The sequence below is a fragment of the Bdellovibrio sp. HCB117 genome (assembly GCF_047305915.1).
In the GTDB taxonomy this organism is placed as follows: Bacteria; Bdellovibrionota; Bdellovibrionia; order Bdellovibrionales; family Bdellovibrionaceae; genus Bdellovibrio; species Bdellovibrio bacteriovorus_B.
This window is the reverse complement of the sequence record NZ_CP178622.1, coordinates 3,495,882-3,511,298: the sequence shown is the minus strand read 5'-3', so window position 1 is coordinate 3,511,298 and position 15,417 is coordinate 3,495,882. Positions and strand designations below refer to the sequence as shown.

Sequence of the window (15,417 nt, the reverse complement as noted above, 5' to 3'; positions counted from 1 at the left end):
CAATAAGTTAAGGGTCGCATCTAACGAATCCGCTTGTTTTGAGAATTTAAATCGGGTGAACTATTCCAGTACAAAGGAGATCCGATTTCTATGCAAAACAATCATCCTGAGTTTAACAAAGGCAAAGAAATTTCAACAGCTTCCGTGATTGCTCCGGTGCTATCTGATTACATGAACTATCGCCAGTTCTTGGCTGATTTTTATCAGTTCAAACGTAAGAGTTCAAAAGGCTCTTTGCGTGCGTATAACTATGCTGTTTTTTCAGCGGCGGCGAATATCAAATCTCCGAATTACTTAAAAATGATCATCGAAGGAAAAAGAAATCTTTCTGACGATATGATTGGCAAATTCGGTAAAGCTTTGAGCTTCATGAAAGATCAAACAGAAGAGTTCCGTTTGCTTGTTCACTTTACTCAAGCAACGGATCCTGCTGAACGTAACATGTATCTTAAGAAGCTCAGCGAGCATCGTGTGGCTGGAAAATTAAAATCCGGCGAGATCGATCGTAAAACTTGGGAAAAAGTTCCGAACTGGGTTGCTTGGATCATCTATGCAATGGTGGATCAAGAGGGCGTTAGCTTTGATACATCGGCGTTGAAAGCTCTTCTTCGTGGAAAAGCTTCTGAAGATGAAATTGAAGCAGCTTTAAATACTTTGCTAGCTTCTGGCGAGCTTCGTCGTGACGAAGTGACAGGCGAACTTAAAAAGAACCGCAGTTTGATTGAATCTCCAGAAGAGATTCCAGTCGCTCTTGTTCGTAAGCTTCAATCTCAGCTTATGTACTTAGGTTTAGAGTCTTTGTATCAAGATCAACCGACAGAGCGTGAGTTCGGCACTTTGACTTTGTCTTTAACAAAGACAGAGTTTGAAGAGATCAAATTCAAACTTCGTCAGATGAGAAAAGCTCTTCACAAAGACAACTCAATTGCTCGTATGAAGCAAAAGGGTGAGCGCGTGTATCAGTTGAACATTCAATTGTTCCCAGTCACAAACGCGGTTGAGGGTGTAGAGAAGACTCCAGTGATTAAGCCTGCTCTTGATATCAAAACCGAGACGGCGATCATTGAAACACCAGCTCCTGTGATGGCGGCTCCAGCGGAGGCGGCACCTGTAACGGCTGCTCCTGCTGACAAAGATTCACGTGCAAATGTGAGTTCGTTGGCCGCAACAGCTGCTTCCGCAGCTGATCTTTTCCGTTAAAACTTCGTTATGTCCCACCGCAACAAAGGCTTTCGACAAACGCGAAAGCCTCTCGCGAAAATTTAAGATTCTTAAATTTCAGTGTCATTTCTGCCCCGAATTTGCGGATGCAATGTGGATAAGTCTGTGGAATACACCCATAAATGGTGGATATCTCGACCTTTTGGCGTAAATTGTCTCTTGCTAACATTAAGATCTTGTTAGGATGACACCAGTTCACCAAGACCAAAGTACTGCGTCACGAAAAATTTAATCATTGAATGTGAGGTGCAAAATCGGAAGGATAAACGATTTTCATTTTGCCGCGAATCTTGTGGTAGAATGAAAAGATGTTTTTCACACATGGGGGCGTACTGGCTTCGACGTGGGTGCTGAAGCATAAGGAGCATACCGGGGCGGATGAGGACCTCGTTAAAAACGTCCATTTTGTAATTGGCAACGATTACGCACTTGCAGCTTAATTAGCTCGCACGATCAACCTTGCGGTGGTTCCGCGCTTGGATTGATCGTCATTTAGGGACCTCGGTGAGTTGGGTTTTCTCCAGCAGACTCGCTTAAATTTACTGGGGGAGTGTCTGTGCTGATTTTGTCAGGGGAAGCTGTACAGACAAACTAAAACACTGACTAAGTATGTAGCGCCTTATCGTGGATCTCTTGCGGACGCGGGTTCAATTCCCGCCGCCTCCACCAATTACTTTTCCGAGAAAATCCGATAGATACCAGTCTTCCCCTCTTGGGGGCTATTTTCATAGAGAAATCATCCAGTATTGTCCGACATCATCCAATCACAGCCGAGTTCTGGGGGGGTATCCTTGGGGGTAATCTACTTGGGGATTAGGGAGTTACCCCCAGATGGCATTAACGGATACCCTAATTAAGAATACAAAGGCTACAGTGAAGACTCAGAAGCTATTTGATGGCAATGGGCTGTATTTGGAAGTTACCCCTAATGGAAGTAAGCGCTGGCGGTTTAAATACCGCTTTATGGGTAAAGAAAAGCTTTTGTCTGTCGGCTTGTATCCTGAGATTACCCTTAAGGTTGCTCGTGAGCGCCGTGATGATCTTCGCCGTCAGGTTGCAGAGGGGATTGATCCCAGTGCACAACGCCAAGCTCTTAAAGAAGCTCATATCGAAAGCTCAGCTAATACGTTAGAGGCGATTGTACGAGAGTGGCATTTGAGATTTTCTAATTCTTGGGTTCCAAGTTACGCGAATAGAATTCTTAGCCGCTTAGAAAAAGATATTTTTCCAGGCTAGGTAAACGCCAATTAAAGAGATCAATCCAAATGATGTTCTGATTGTATCCGTCGTATTGAAAAGCGCGGGACTATCGAAGCCTCCCATAGGCCTATGCAAAACTGTAGTCTGATATTTCGATATGCGGACCTTGAAGACCTTTGAAAGTCTGAACAATGTTTGGATATTTAGCCCACTCTCACTCTTAAGGCCTTGCTTGATAGTGCCGATAGTTGACCATTATTGTTTGAACGAATCCGACTTCTCCGTGTCGATATCGCTTTAAAGTGTATAAAGTTGCTAGAGGTCCCAGGCAGTGGTCACAGAAGCTTATAGACCGCGCCTCCGCCTTTAGCGTCGCGTATCTACAAAGTCAAATGTCGGTAGCTTCTTGAGTCCGAATGCCTTAAGTGCAAGTTCGTCTAACTCTTTGAAATCTCGTTTACGGAACGCGTGTCTAATATCATTTGTTAGTTCCCGTGAGAGTGTTTCTGGCTTCGGCAGGCGTATCCTACGAATATACTGGGCCTGAAATCGAAGGTATCCACCGCGCATTTTAACCGCATAAGACCAGACAAAGAACAGGGCAACTCGCGAACTCAGTAATCCGCCAAGGACCTCAAGATCCCAAGAGTCCGAAACGATGAAGTAGAGATTATGATGAGGATAGTAATTTCCTGAATCCAAAGTTACTTCATTAGATCCGGCAATATCGGGAATAAGCAACTTGGGACGCGTAACAAGCTCAGGATAAACTCGATCAATAGTGCGGAACCAGCCAGCTCCACCCTTCTTTGAGACATGTCGCTTCTTGAGTTCCGTTGAGTGTTCCTCGATATATTTTTTTAGTTTGGGATAGTCTGCTAGATCAACGACGCCGCCTTCATTCTTGAAGGTATTGATCACACAACGGCCAGCATTTTCAATCTGTCCCTGTCTTAGGTCCGCTCTCATAACAAGGGGTAGAAGGCGACTCTTCTCAATTGGAGCGTTCTTTGGAACAACATAGACTTTATCACTACCGGTGGCGACACCGATTTTGACTTTGGTTGTGCCATCGGCTTCTAACTCGTCGAATCTCGCTTCAAGATCACGGAGCGCAAGAAGTTGTTCAGGAGATCCAAGCGTCCAAGGTTCGTCACCTTCGAACCAACGATCATAAAGAGCGTAAGAAATATCAGTGGAAGGTGACTTTCCAGCTAACGCCGTCGTTACCGCGTCGCAATCTTCCTTCGAGGCTGCTTTCATCGACAACACGTGAACTTGCTCTGTCACTCCTCTTGAAACAAGGAATATGGAAGGGTAAGCAATTACATTCGAGTCGAACGGCGACGCTTGATGAAGGTCGATGTAGCTGTGAACTTTGAAGCCGTTTGAAACCTTCTTTCGTAAAGGTGCTCCGTACTTGTTCAAAATCCACCGATCAGCACAGATAAACGATAGCATCCCCTTGTTCGAAAGAAGGGCAAGGCTACGTTCGATGAATGCGACGTAAAGATCTGCGCGATCATAAAGAGAGGCATATCGACGACGGTATTCAGTTTGAAGTTGTGGAGATATTTGTTCGATTCTTATGTATGGAGGGTTGCCAATTATGCAATCGAAGACTGGCGAAAGTGCGGCAAGCAGAAAATCTCCTTCATGGACCCATCCTTTTGCTAGCTCTTTAGCTTCAGCTTTTGGATACCCGTGACTCGCAACTATGTCTGCAAGGGCCTTTCGAGTTATTTCCACATGTTTGGCATCGATATCAAATGAAGTAATGGAGTCCTTAGTGCTTTCAAGAGGCAGGCTCGAAAGCTTGAGGGATTTCATTAGCCTCTTCACTGCTTGAATTAGAAATACACCGTGACCACATGATGGCTCAAGCAAACGCTTGTTGGGAAGGTCTTTTCCGACTTTATAGCCAGAAAGATCAAGGATTAGATCGACGATATGTGGCTTCGTAAGAACAACACCATGAACTTCGCCGTCCGACCTCTGGCCGTACTGGTATGCTTCTTTCGGAAATGTTGTAGGCAATAATTCGATCTGATTTTCCATTCTATTCCTTCGAAGCAAGATGCACGCCGATATGACCAGCGAGCCCAGCTAACAGCGTAAGCATTCCCAGGTCCTTCGCGGGCTCTGCGTACTTGCCTTCCGGGCCGCTTTGATCGGTCGCCATTAAGAATGCGGCCCCATTATATAAACGTTCCGCAACAAGTCTACGCAGCAGTATTTCATATCGCTTCGCATACGAGGCCCCGCGAAATTCTGGGAACACCTTATAGTGAGGTTCGGCAACAGCGACAGGTTCGGTCGAGCCTTTGCAGTCTTCAAGCAGCATCACCCAGCCAAGCCAAGGTGCTTGAGCATTTTTCCCGAAAGCTCCCTCTCGATGAGAAACCCATAGATCGGTCGCAGTTCCGATGGCTTCTTCTGCTCTATTATTAAAATTGTTGCCGAAGGACGGACCTCTCTGAGATTTGAACTCCAAAGCGGCTAGCAGAGTGTCGTCTGAGACGATGAGCATGTCCCAGTTCTTTGTGGGACGATAATAACCGGGAAGCTCTAGTTTCTTCTTTAGGTGGATTTGTGCTTCTTTTAACCCTGCATCAAGTAGGACTTGGCGAATTAAAGCACAAAATCCGTCCATTTGCTTTCCGCCAGTGACCGCGGAGCGGTTTCCACGATCCGCACTTCCTTGTGCCTGCTTGGCCGATTGCTTCTTCAGCGTCTGCCAATAAATACCGACGGCGTTAGCAATTAGAGGCTCATATTTTTTGAATTTTGTGCTCATGGGAAAAAACGTATATCAGGGTGGTAAGCCTAGTCAAAGAGGTTCAGATTCGCGGAAGACCAATTACATAAGTTGAGTCATGATGCCTATTTACTGAGCAAATGTGCAGGATAGTGAGGCAATAAGAACTAGAATTAACATCGAATAGAAATGAGGTAATTCAGAGATCTTAGTACTTTAGACGGATTTCATTCATTAGGTAGATAAAGACCCCTCGGGGGCTAACTTTAGGGGTAGGCCACGGTAGAACCCAATCAGATTAGTTCAGTTCCCTCCGTTCCACCATTTACCTCGCCTAATTTGGCGGAGGAGAGGTTAAGTCTAAATAAGAGGCATTCCACAGGACTTCACGATATTTGTGGTGGCACGCATTCTAAATGTAGTGATTTAGGACGCGACTTTTTTCAAATTTTCCAGAATATACTTTTCGGGTTCAAGAGATGAGGACTCTTGATCACTGAACTCGCGTACGATCCGATTAAGGGCAGGCTTCTTGATAAACCCCATATCGCAAAGCAAGACAAAATCCTCTTTAGTAATTCCAGTCATAACTCTAAAGAATTGTGGGGACTTTGTTTGAATAACGTGATCAATTTTATATTCTCGTTCATAGGTCATATAAATAAAATCCGCCATGCAGATAGCTAATCTTTTGATTTGGGTGGCATACCATTTTTTTAGACTCTTTCTTTCCTTGTCCCGATCTTTCTCAGCAAAGTCCTCAATGACTTTCTCTTTGTCTTCGGGAGGAATATTTGGATCATCCTTCACTACATCTAGGTCAGCAGCGTCAAGGCCTATTTGGATTAGATCATCGGCGGATATATCGGCTACTTCTTGAGTACGATAACCTTTCACCTTTTTTAGAATTTCTAAGACATCTGGATATTGCTCTAGCAATCGTAAGTGACTAAAGCTCACAAGCATATTGGATGTAATCCTGCGAGCTAGGGCCATGCGTCCGCCGTCGTAATTTCCTGCCTCTAAAATATCCTGGGCTGTAGTGGGATCAGAGGTCAAACTTCCCTCATAAAATCGTTTAATATCCAAGGTATCGCATAGACCCTTGGCTACAATTTCGAGGGTATTATTATTCAAATTAACTTGTTGCTCGTAACTTCGCTCTTGGTCTATTTGATCAGCAATATTGTAAGCACAATCGTACGTCACTTTAAGACATCGGCTAATGGCAAAATCAAAGACGAACGCTTTGGTTTTTATGGGTTGCTTTGTCTTTTCGTTTACCCAAGCGGACTGCACGCGGAAGATCGCTTGGTAATAACTCTCGCCCGATTTAATATCGTTTAAAATTAAAATACTGTCCCACTCCTTAATCGTTACCCCTGTTAAGAAACGGCCACAAGAAAAGGTAATTGTTCCTAGCTTTGTTGGATCTTCATTCGCATCATTAATGGCTCTTTGTACTGAGTTTTTTTCCCTCGCTAAAATAGCCTCGCTTTCACCATTACGGATGGTATCACTACCTGAAGCATTGATTAAAATGAACTTAGAAAAGTGTGGGTGGTTTTGTAACTTTTCAATAAGTGCTGATATACCATCAACTCGATTCATCCACCAAACTGTGTGCCTTTTAACGGGACATCCTAATCGCTGGCCTAATTTTCCATAAACACTGATTGAGCGGGCATCGTGGCCCTCTTTATGTAATCCTTCAATAAAATGATCGACGGCATTTTCATAAACAAAAGAAAGTTCTTTTGTATCGTCAGCTCGTTCAGTTTCAAAAAGTCGGTTTAAAGAGAAATCAATATCATCAGTTTCAAATGTTGTTCGCTGCTCAGAAATATCATGGTCGGTAATTTCAATGACCGACATATTAAGATCGGGCATCAAGCGGTAAATTTTTTCTGCCTGCTCGTCCGGATCCGATGCAATTTCTTCTCGTTTATTTTTTTGTTCGTCTAAGTAGCTGTAAGTATAAACTTGTTGGGCAGAAAAATCGTCCTGCTCGATTAATCGGAATGGTGTCCCTGATAAGTAAAGCCTTTTTGAAATTTTAAGTTTACTTAGGATATTATTGGCCCGTTCAGTATTCCCGTAATGAACTTCATCAAAAATTATCAAGTCCCATTCAATTTCTGGGATTTGCTGAAGTCTTGGTTTGATTTCACCATTTTCGCCAATAGATAAATCTTGAAAAGAAACACATAAAACAATCGGGCCGCTTGAGCGGGGAAATTCACCATTATCACTTAAACAGGGATCTGCGGGACGGTCGCTTTTCGCTTTGGCTCTAATTCCTGTCCATTCTTTAAAATCCACCTGTTCATTTACGGTATCAATCCATTCACCGATAACATCGGGCTTATAGGTAACGATTAAGGTTGTGCGTGCATTGATTTTTTTAGCCAAATGAATACTGGTAAAGCATTTACCAAATCGCATCTTAGCATTTATAAGGAAACGGTCTGGGTGAGTAGCGGACTCGATGACTTCTTTAGGATATACCTTATTAAACCATTTACTTGCTTTTTCAACGGCTTTCTCTTGCTCTTTGCGTAGTTTATAATGCTCCGTCCGTGAGCAGTTATTTACAATTTCATTATAGGCCTGGCGCACGTCCTTAAACGGGTCGGTGATATTTTTAGCTTTAAACCATTCTTTACCCGGACCACCTTCAATAGGTCTACATCCATTTCTTTGTAGCTGTTTATGGATGTTGTGATCCTGCATTCCATCAGGAAGTTCACCAATGATTTGATAAATTGGATTTTCAGGGTTTGATGAACCAAATTGGTTCCAAATCCTCTCTTCGCCAATTTCACTCTTTGTGTGGCCTACTTTAATCCAACCATCTCTTAAATAAGTTTCAGTGGTGTAGGCATAGAGTAATAGTTTTCCCATGATTTAGGACCATTCCTTAACTTTCCTTTTAATGTGGGATCGTTCTTCTTTTGTAAAATTAAAGAAATCAAATAAATCTTCATCTGACCAATCTCGATTCATTTCTAAAAGAGGAACCCATAGCCATTTTTCCCAAGAAATGCTGGCTGTGAGTTTTCTTAAACCAAAAAGATAGCGGGAGAAGTCACTTCTTAGGTAGGTAGCTACTCGTTCGACCTCTTTTTTATTTTTGGAGGAATAAACTACCATGTAAGTCTCAGTGACAACTGTTCCTGCTTCAGCAATCCAAATTGCATGTGGTGGAAGTGTTGTCTTTTGATCACCAACTCGCCCTCCATAGACAACTGGCACACATATTTTGTAGTGATCGATTTTATCTTGATTACTTGTGACTGCACTACGGTCAATATACTTTTTAACCTTTCCTGTTCCAATGCATCCAATTGATCCCGCGAATGGCTTATTTTCGGCTCTATTTCTTTTGAAGTAGAATGTTCGTGGGCCAAAGGCTCGGCCTTTGATTGATTTATCTGAAATAAATTTCCCGGTCCATTTACTCCTAACTTTTTTCAGTATCGGAATTGCCTTGGGATCATCTGGAATAATATCGAGTCCGGTGAGGTCAAGTTTTGATCCTACATCAGGTGACAGACCATCGAAAAATAAAGGGATATCATTATGAAATTTATCAAGATTTAGATAACAGACGCCACCGTCAATGTTGACAGTAGGGAATACATTTTTTGAATTTTCGAAATATGTAATGGATTTTACGTGATTTGAGTTAATGATTTTATTTTTAAATTTTTCAAGATCGCGACCCGATGAAAACCACTTGGAAGGTATCACCAGTATAGATTTTTCTATAATATCTGCGTTTATCAGTGATTCGACAAAGTATGGATATATGGCTCTTGCTCCTGAGCCATTTCCGCCATTATCGTTTTCACTGTATGGCGGATTTCCCACTGCAATTACCTTTTTATTTTTTGCCTTTGAACTGATGTATTCGATCATAGATTTGAACTCTCTTTCAAATTTCTCTTTGTCGAGTGTTCCGTCTTCCTCGGACAAATAATGCCCATCACGGATGATATGGTTAAATTTTTCGTTATGTGAATGTTCGTTTCCTAAAAAAGTGCGTATGCTAAGGCGGTGGTGTCGCTCATCGGGAGCAAGACCAAAATATCTATTGGATTGGAAAATTTCTTTCATCACCATATCTATATCCAATAACTTGGTTTGGCCTTTTGATTTGGCCAAACAACTATGAAATGCACAGGCAAGCAGTAGCTCACCCGCTTTACAGAACGGGTCAAAGAAAACCACATTTTCGTTGGCGAAAATTTCTTCTCCTAGTAGGGCCACCATTTCAAGGGCCTTTTCCATTCGTAAAATAGGTTGATCTCGGCCAATTACATTCCCCAGAACATCAACGATATGGGCTGTGGGTTTGATCGCTAAGGCATGCATTCAATTAGGCTCCAGCTGACAGCGTCCTGCTTGGTTTGCGAGCGGTATCTTGTGGTTTAGTGATTTCAATAACGGCTTTGGCAAATTCATAATCTTCAAAGCCTCTTAAATTTCCTGAAATAATGGCATCAATAAAACGAACGGACCGTTCGTATTCTAAAGGTACAGTTTTAGAGGCTTCGCAGGATTTGTAAAAATTCACCCACGATAAATCAAAGTCCATCGGGTGGTGGCCATTCTGTGAAAACCACTTGGCCCCTGCTTTTGTAAGGTTGCCACTGGCCTCGGCGTTTTCGGGGGCACTTAATGCGGACAGGGTTTCATTTTCATCGACGTGCCATTTGATCGCCGACAGAACATGAGCGAAAAAAATCCGGTTTTTTGAAAATAGAACTGCATCGCTTTTAATTTCTAATTTTGCTTTTAAGAAATTCAAGGTCGCTGACAATACACGGGAACGACAATTTTCAACATTTTTAGGATCGATATCAATTGCCCATAAAGTATTAAGAGCACTGGCCACTGCATAAAAAGGGCTCTCAGGTTTACTGTATAAACCTTTGGTTACAGCTTTCGTGTAAATCCCATCAAGTCGTCTTTTATAAATTGGTATGACTATATTTCCGTGACCCGCGCAAGGTTCAAAAAATATAGTGTCCTCATCGGACCACAGCCCACGCTTATCTTTTGCTAACAAATTTAACATGTCCTCGACATACGCCTCCGGTGTGAAGACCTCACCGAGATCTTTAATTCTATCACGACTTCGATGATACATATTTTCTAGAAAAAATAGGTTTTTCATGGCTGCTCCCAATAAACAAACAATATTAATTTGCTTATACATATCGTCAGGTTTGTTTATAACGAGAGGCCAGATATGCGTTCCAGTTTAAGCAGATTTCTTTCTGACTTTCTTAAGTAGCTGAATCACACAATGAGCTCTAGCCTAAAGACGGTATCTAATTGGTCCTTCTTATTCTCGGATCCCTGAACATGAACGGTTCCAAAATTGTTCAATCGATAAAGCCATGAAAGCAGATCAGCTGCGGCTGCAAATATCATAACCACGGAGGTTTTAAAGTAAGATTAGAAAGGAAAAGCCCACTAAACTTGCACATGAAGATGAACAAAAAGCTGAACGACAAGTCGCAAAAGAAGCACTGCGGATTTTAGGCTTTAATTAGAAACCTTCAGAAATTTTCGTTACACCTTGTTCTTGTTGAAAATCCAATATCTAGAAACCTATTCTTGCGCCAAGAAAGTATCCGCACCACACTGCTCTTGAAGAGGTCCAAGAAGGAAAATCCCGCTAACAAAATCACTATTAAGTTTTCGCTACTGAAATGTTCCAACCTGCACCTCTTCGAGTTCGAAAAAAAAATTAATTAACGGGCGCCACCGGAGCCATGAATGCGTTCACCAGTAACCCAACCAGCTTCGTCGGAAGCTAAGAATAACGCGATTTTTGCAATATCTTGTGGTTGGCCGATACGTCCAAGTGGTGTTTGAGCAACGATCTGTTTTTCTAAGTCGGAACCGATCATACCTAGTGTGATGGAGCCTTCAGTTTCGACGCCGCCCGGAGCGATGTTGTTGACGCGAATCTTGCGTGGAGCAAGCTCACGAGCAAGTCCGATGGTCATCGTATCAACGGCGCCTTTGGTGGCTGCATAAATCACTGTGCCTGGAATCGGGCTGGTGCTTACGACGGAGCTGACATTGATAATGCTTCCGCCTTCTTTGGTAAAATATTTCACAGCTTCGCGGGTAGATAGAAGGATTCCCAAAACATTGATGTTGAACTGGCGGTGGAATTCTTCTTCGGTAACTTCTTCGATGGAGCCAAATTTATAAACGCCGGCATTATTAACTAGAATGTCTAATTTTCCGAAAGCCTGCTTGGTCTGTTCAAAAATTCTTTTAACGTCGCTCTCGTTGGCAACGCTACCTTGAACGGCGATAGCTTTGCCATCATTAGCGATGATTTCTTTAACCACGCGATCCGCGTCTTCTTTGCTGGATGAATAATTCACCACCACCGAAGCGCCGTGGGCGGCGTATTCTTTTGCGATCGCCGCGCCAATGCCTTTAGAGGCTCCAGTTACTACTGCAACTTTTCCGTTTAACTTCTTCATTTAAGAACTCCATTGATTGGTCCGGATGAAACCGGGTTGATTGTTCGACACTTAGACAAATATCGAAATGAAATTTATTTTGTCAATACGACGATTAGATAATTATCGAAATGTTCTATAATGCTCAGTTAAATCAAATAGATATAAATGTCTTAAAAATTAAAGGGATGTTTAAAAATGCAATGGGGTGCGAATTAAATCTTTGCGAGCTTATCTAAATAGGCATGTAAAACTTCACGTCGAATGGACATACGCATGAACTTGCCTTCGCGAGTGATCTCAATAAGACCTGCCGTTTCAAGTTCCTTGATGTGATGGGAAAGAGTGGCGGCGGAAATTTCATGCACTTCCTGGAGGGCGCTACAAGACATCGTACCGTCGTTCTTACAAGAGCCAATCTGCTTTAAAATCATATAACGACGAGGCTCCGCCAGGGCCTTTCCGATTTGCTCAAACTGTTTGTCTGTTAAGCGAACTGTTTTTGTCGTCATAATACAGTGATCATACTGGAAATGATGAATTTTGTCCAGATAGCCGCATATTTTGACCTCAGACTCGAATTCCGCAAGATGTCTTACGAGAATTGAGTATTAATCTATTATACATCTCTATATTAAGAATATTTAGTAATCCAACCTTCCAACCTTCGAAGCTTGGTTAACTTAATCCACCTGTTGCTTTTCCAGCCGGGCATAAGCATCGGTATTGGTCCTAATTGATGTTCATATACAAACTGAAGACCGCAGGGGCTAGTCACTTGAAATTCCCTATGGTGAAATAAATCGAAACAAAAATTTTAACAGGAGCATTGAAATGAATATCAAAAAAGTCCTATGCATCTTCTCCGTATTATTCTTTTCCGTCACGGCACTTGGGGCTAAAACTCAAAATGCCCAAAAAACTGAAGAGGCGAATAAAAAAGTAGTCACGGAATTCTACGAACTTGCGTTCAACAAACACAAGCCCACTGAGGCCGCAAAGAAATACATCGGTGATAAATACATCCAGCACAATCCGCAAGTTCCCAATGGAGCAGCTGCCTTTTACAATTACTTCGAGGGCTACTTTAAAGAAAATCCGAAGTCGCACGTAAAAATCTATCGCGCGATTGCTGACGGTGATTTGGTGGCGCTTCATCTTCATTCAAAGAAGGATGAAAAAGATTTAGGCCGAGCTATCGTGGATATTTTCAGAGTCGAAAATGGAAAGATCGTTGAGCACTTTGATGTCGTTCAACCTGTTCCTGCGGAAACGGCAAACGGAAATACAATGTTTGAAGGGTCTAAAGCAGATTGATCTGAATAGACAAAAAGCAAAGTCTTCTCACGCGAAGATGAAAAGACTTTGCTTAGTAAATATTAAAGCAGATCGCGGTTGTCTTTGACGATCTTACCGTCCTTAGCGCTCACGGCGTATTCCATGTCTTTGCCGTTTTCAACGCCTTCAAATTCATAAACCCATCCATTCGTGAAGGACTTCTTATAGGACCAATCACCTTTTGGAGTTTTACCGGCTTTTTTCAATGAATCGACGGCTTGTTGCAAAGTGATCATATTGTTTCCGGGAGTGAAAACGTCACCCGCCACGGCGGCGTCTCCGGAAGCCTCTTCCACCGTTCCATCACGGTTGAATTCCACTTCAACGATAGTTTGTTTCGCTGTAGAGACTTCGAATTCATCTCCGTCTTGCTTTACAACTTTAGATTCAGGCACGAGCTTGGTTAAATTCTCTTTCATTTTTCCTTCAGAAACTTTTTCGGCAAGTGCAGGAAGAGAAAGTCCTAAAATGGCCGTAGTCACAAGAATTGCTAAACGCATTTGTCCTCCTTGATTGTTTTGAGTCATTTTATTTTTGACTCTAGAAAAGCTCAACCAAAGGAGGACATATTCGCGACCTCATTGCTTATACACAAATTCGTCGCCGATGAATGACAAATTTACTTGATAGGTCTTAGTACTAAGCGACCATAAATGATGAATCCGCAGAGTGCTGCAACGATCAACCAATAAATCATCGGACCATATTCTGAACTGCCCGAAAATAAATGAAGAGCGCAGAACGCTAACATCTCTACGGCAATAAGGCCTGCCGCCATAGGTGCGACTTTCGCAAGATTTCTTTTAAACAGAGGTAGGATCAAACAAAGTCCCGCGATGATCTCCACAACCGCCAGGGCCATCCAGGCCCCTTGAGGAATGGAAGCTAAGGTCGGCATCGTGGCTTCTGCGGTGTTTGAAAACTTCCAAACTGCACCGATGATCGTATGAAATGCGAGTGCAAACTGAAGGACCCATAAAAAAATGCTCATGCTTATTCTCCTGCTTCGATGATTTCAATTTCAATATTTGTAAGCTTATCTTTATCCATAACAATATCGATGGCGGAAATTTTTTCGTCCTCGACAGAGAAACAAAACGCAACGACGGGTTTTCCACCAGGAACCCAAGTCAGTCCCGGAACGCCGTTAATTAACGCCAATCTTGCCTCTGATGCTTTTCCTTTAAGAGTGTTTGCCACACCGGCAGCACCTTTGATCTCTTTTTTGAATTGCGGTGCGCCCCTAGCTTTATTCATCTCAGCGACTTTAATCGCCGTTTCATCCGCACGAAGAACAGCATCTGGATGAAGAACGCGAAGAAGGGCTTCAAAGTTTCCTTCGCGCGATGCCGCTAAAAACGCCGCCACAACTTCTTGTTGGCGTTCGATATCCTGTTGCGAATGACTGACGCCGCGGATGCGCCGACGTGCTCGGCTGGCAAGCTGTCTTGTGGCTTCTTCTGTGCGGTCAATAATAGGAGCGATGTCTTCAAAAGGAACTTCAAAAAGATCATGAAGTACAAAAGCAATTCTTTCACTCGGTGTTAGATGATCTAGTACGACTAGCAGAGCTGGTCCGACCGAATCCGCGATAAGAAATTTCGCTTCTAAGTTTTCCGGATCCTGAATCTGCATTTTTGAGTCGTCTTGATCCAAAGCCTCTTCTCGGCGCGATTTGCGCGAGCGAAGCATATCTAGGCAAACTCGGGCGACAACGGTTGTTAACCAACCATTTAGATTTTCAATTTTTTCGGATTCAGAATGATTCAATCGAATCCACGCCTCTTGAACGGCGTCTTCCGCTTCGCCGGCAGAACCTAACATTTTATAAGCCACGGCTTTTAAGTGAGTGCGCGTGTCTTCGAAATTTTTTGTAAGCCAGTCTTTTTTATCCATGCTCCGCCAACATTTTATTTTTTTTTGTCACATCGGTGAACTTTCATTCGTCAGAAGGATGACGAATGGGCACTACAGAATGTGACAGGATACTGCAATTATTTTTGCTATATCCTAACCCATTGGAATCACGAATAAAAGGAGGCTATTTATGAAGTTCGTATTATTAATTTACCAGGGATATTCGCCACTCCCAGGGACAAAGGAATGGAATGCCTTATCTAATGAAGAGCAAAAGGCCATTTACGCCGACTATGCCGAGTTTAATAAAACTGCCGGCCTTGTATCGGGTCTTCCGCTGGGGCTTCCGAATGTTGCGAAAACGGTGCAAGTTCGCAACGGCAAGCCAGAAGTAAAAACTGGAACTTACATGCCTGAAGGTGTCGGTGGATACTGCATTTTAGAGGCGGATAATATCGAAGCCGCAGTAGCCGTAGCTTCTAGAATTCCCGCGGCTCGTCTTGGCGGAGCGATTGAAATTCGTCCTGCGGAACAATACTGGTAAAAACA

At 42.9% G+C, this 15,417-nt stretch carries 14 protein-coding genes and 1 other RNA gene; 5 read left to right on the top strand and 10 right to left on the bottom strand.

The annotated features are described in order from the left end of the window. Window positions 1-90 precede the first annotated feature (90 nt). The 3 genes from ACLWBD_RS16605 to ACLWBD_RS16595 all read left to right on the top strand — a co-directional run bounded on the left by ACLWBD_RS16605 (window position 91) and on the right by ACLWBD_RS16595 (window position 2,457). Window positions 91-1,200: a TIGR02147 family protein gene (locus ACLWBD_RS16605; protein ID WP_413569039.1), complete on the top strand. Its 1,110-nt coding sequence runs from the start codon at window positions 91-93 to the stop codon at window positions 1,198-1,200. A gap of 344 nt (window positions 1,201-1,544) precedes the next feature. After that, window positions 1,545-1,890, top strand: a transfer-messenger RNA (tmRNA) gene (ssrA, locus tag ACLWBD_RS16600). A 162-nt stretch (window positions 1,891-2,052) separates the two neighbouring features. Next, window positions 2,053-2,457 carry an Arm DNA-binding domain-containing protein gene (locus tag ACLWBD_RS16595; RefSeq protein ID WP_413569038.1) on the top strand — a complete coding sequence of 135 codons (405 nt, stop codon included), beginning with the start codon at window positions 2,053-2,055 and terminating at the stop codon, window positions 2,455-2,457. A gap of 330 nt (window positions 2,458-2,787) precedes the next feature. Here the strand turns inward: ACLWBD_RS16595 and ACLWBD_RS16590 are convergent, their stop codons facing one another. The 7 genes from ACLWBD_RS16590 to ACLWBD_RS16560 form a co-directional block, all read right to left on the bottom strand. Then, the gene (locus ACLWBD_RS16590; RefSeq protein ID WP_413569037.1) at window positions 2,788-4,479 is read right to left on the bottom strand and encodes an Eco57I restriction-modification methylase domain-containing protein; all 1,692 of its coding nucleotides are present in this window, start codon (window positions 4,477-4,479) and stop codon (window positions 2,788-2,790) included. 1 nt (window position 4,480) lies between these two features. Beyond that, entirely contained in the window at window positions 4,481-5,218 is a 738-nt protein-coding gene (locus ACLWBD_RS16585; RefSeq protein ID WP_413569036.1) for a PaeR7I family type II restriction endonuclease, read from the bottom strand. A 387-nt stretch (window positions 5,219-5,605) separates the two neighbouring features. Continuing rightward, a complete protein-coding gene (locus tag ACLWBD_RS16580) occupies window positions 5,606-8,083 on the bottom strand; it encodes a DEAD/DEAH box helicase family protein (RefSeq protein WP_413569035.1) in 2,478 nt (825 codons plus the stop codon). A 3-nt stretch (window positions 8,084-8,086) separates the two neighbouring features. Further along, on the bottom strand, window positions 8,087-9,556 hold the full coding sequence (locus ACLWBD_RS16575) for an Eco57I restriction-modification methylase domain-containing protein (RefSeq protein ID WP_413569034.1): 1,470 nt from the start codon (window positions 9,554-9,556) through the stop codon (window positions 8,087-8,089). Between the two features lie 4 nt (window positions 9,557-9,560). After that, window positions 9,561-10,403, bottom strand: coding sequence for a hypothetical protein (locus tag ACLWBD_RS16570; protein ID WP_413569033.1), 843 nt, complete (start codon window positions 10,401-10,403; stop codon window positions 9,561-9,563). Window positions 10,404-10,944: 541 nt separating this feature from the next. Then, entirely contained in the window at window positions 10,945-11,694 is a 750-nt protein-coding gene (locus tag ACLWBD_RS16565; protein ID WP_063205447.1) for an SDR family NAD(P)-dependent oxidoreductase, read from the bottom strand. 194 nt (window positions 11,695-11,888) lie between these two features. Then, complete coding sequence (locus tag ACLWBD_RS16560; protein WP_413569032.1) at window positions 11,889-12,185, bottom strand: ArsR/SmtB family transcription factor; 297 nt, start codon at window positions 12,183-12,185, stop codon at window positions 11,889-11,891. A gap of 328 nt (window positions 12,186-12,513) precedes the next feature. Between ACLWBD_RS16560 and ACLWBD_RS16555 the strand changes: the two genes are divergently transcribed. Beyond that, window positions 12,514-12,990, top strand: a complete 477-nt coding sequence (locus ACLWBD_RS16555; RefSeq protein WP_413570744.1) for a nuclear transport factor 2 family protein — start codon at window positions 12,514-12,516, stop codon at window positions 12,988-12,990. A gap of 62 nt (window positions 12,991-13,052) precedes the next feature. On the opposite strand, the gene ACLWBD_RS16550 is transcribed toward ACLWBD_RS16555, so the two are convergent. The 3 genes from ACLWBD_RS16550 to ACLWBD_RS16540 all read right to left on the bottom strand — a co-directional run bounded on the left by ACLWBD_RS16550 (window position 13,053) and on the right by ACLWBD_RS16540 (window position 14,907). Next, complete coding sequence (locus ACLWBD_RS16550) at window positions 13,053-13,511, bottom strand: PepSY domain-containing protein (RefSeq protein ID WP_063205444.1); 459 nt, start codon at window positions 13,509-13,511, stop codon at window positions 13,053-13,055. A 119-nt stretch (window positions 13,512-13,630) separates the two neighbouring features. Continuing rightward, entirely contained in the window at window positions 13,631-14,002 is a 372-nt protein-coding gene (locus ACLWBD_RS16545; protein WP_063205443.1) for a DoxX family protein, read from the bottom strand. A gap of 2 nt (window positions 14,003-14,004) precedes the next feature. Further along, window positions 14,005-14,907, bottom strand: a complete 903-nt coding sequence (locus ACLWBD_RS16540) for a sigma-70 family RNA polymerase sigma factor (protein ID WP_413569031.1) — start codon at window positions 14,905-14,907, stop codon at window positions 14,005-14,007. Window positions 14,908-15,058: 151 nt separating this feature from the next. Here ACLWBD_RS16540 and ACLWBD_RS16535 point away from each other — a divergent pair, with 151 nt between their 5' ends. Further along, on the top strand, window positions 15,059-15,412 hold the full coding sequence (locus tag ACLWBD_RS16535) for a YciI family protein (protein ID WP_413569030.1): 354 nt from the start codon (window positions 15,059-15,061) through the stop codon (window positions 15,410-15,412). Window positions 15,413-15,417 lie beyond the last annotated feature (5 nt).

Coding starts and splice junctions, on each gene's coding strand:
- ACLWBD_RS16605 (WP_413569039.1), top strand. CDS start 91: ATGCAAAACAATCATCCTGAGTTTAACAAAGGCAAAGAAATTTCAACA.
- ACLWBD_RS16595 (WP_413569038.1), top strand. CDS start 2,053: ATGGCATTAACGGATACCCTAATTAAGAATACAAAGGCTACAGTGAAG.
- ACLWBD_RS16590 (WP_413569037.1), bottom strand. CDS start 4,479: ATGGAAAATCAGATCGAATTATTGCCTACAACATTTCCGAAAGAAGCA.
- ACLWBD_RS16585 (WP_413569036.1), bottom strand. CDS start 5,218: ATGAGCACAAAATTCAAAAAATATGAGCCTCTAATTGCTAACGCCGTC.
- ACLWBD_RS16580 (WP_413569035.1), bottom strand. CDS start 8,083: ATGGGAAAACTATTACTCTATGCCTACACCACTGAAACTTATTTAAGA.
- ACLWBD_RS16575 (WP_413569034.1), bottom strand. CDS start 9,556: ATGCATGCCTTAGCGATCAAACCCACAGCCCATATCGTTGATGTTCTG.
- ACLWBD_RS16570 (WP_413569033.1), bottom strand. CDS start 10,403: ATGTATAAGCAAATTAATATTGTTTGTTTATTGGGAGCAGCCATGAAA.
- ACLWBD_RS16565 (WP_063205447.1), bottom strand. CDS start 11,694: ATGAAGAAGTTAAACGGAAAAGTTGCAGTAGTAACTGGAGCCTCTAAA.
- ACLWBD_RS16560 (WP_413569032.1), bottom strand. CDS start 12,185: ATGACGACAAAAACAGTTCGCTTAACAGACAAACAGTTTGAGCAAATC.
- ACLWBD_RS16550 (WP_063205444.1), bottom strand. CDS start 13,511: ATGCGTTTAGCAATTCTTGTGACTACGGCCATTTTAGGACTTTCTCTT.
- ACLWBD_RS16545 (WP_063205443.1), bottom strand. CDS start 14,002: ATGAGCATTTTTTTATGGGTCCTTCAGTTTGCACTCGCATTTCATACG.
- ACLWBD_RS16540 (WP_413569031.1), bottom strand. CDS start 14,907: ATGGATAAAAAAGACTGGCTTACAAAAAATTTCGAAGACACGCGCACT.
- ACLWBD_RS16535 (WP_413569030.1), top strand. CDS start 15,059: ATGAAGTTCGTATTATTAATTTACCAGGGATATTCGCCACTCCCAGGG.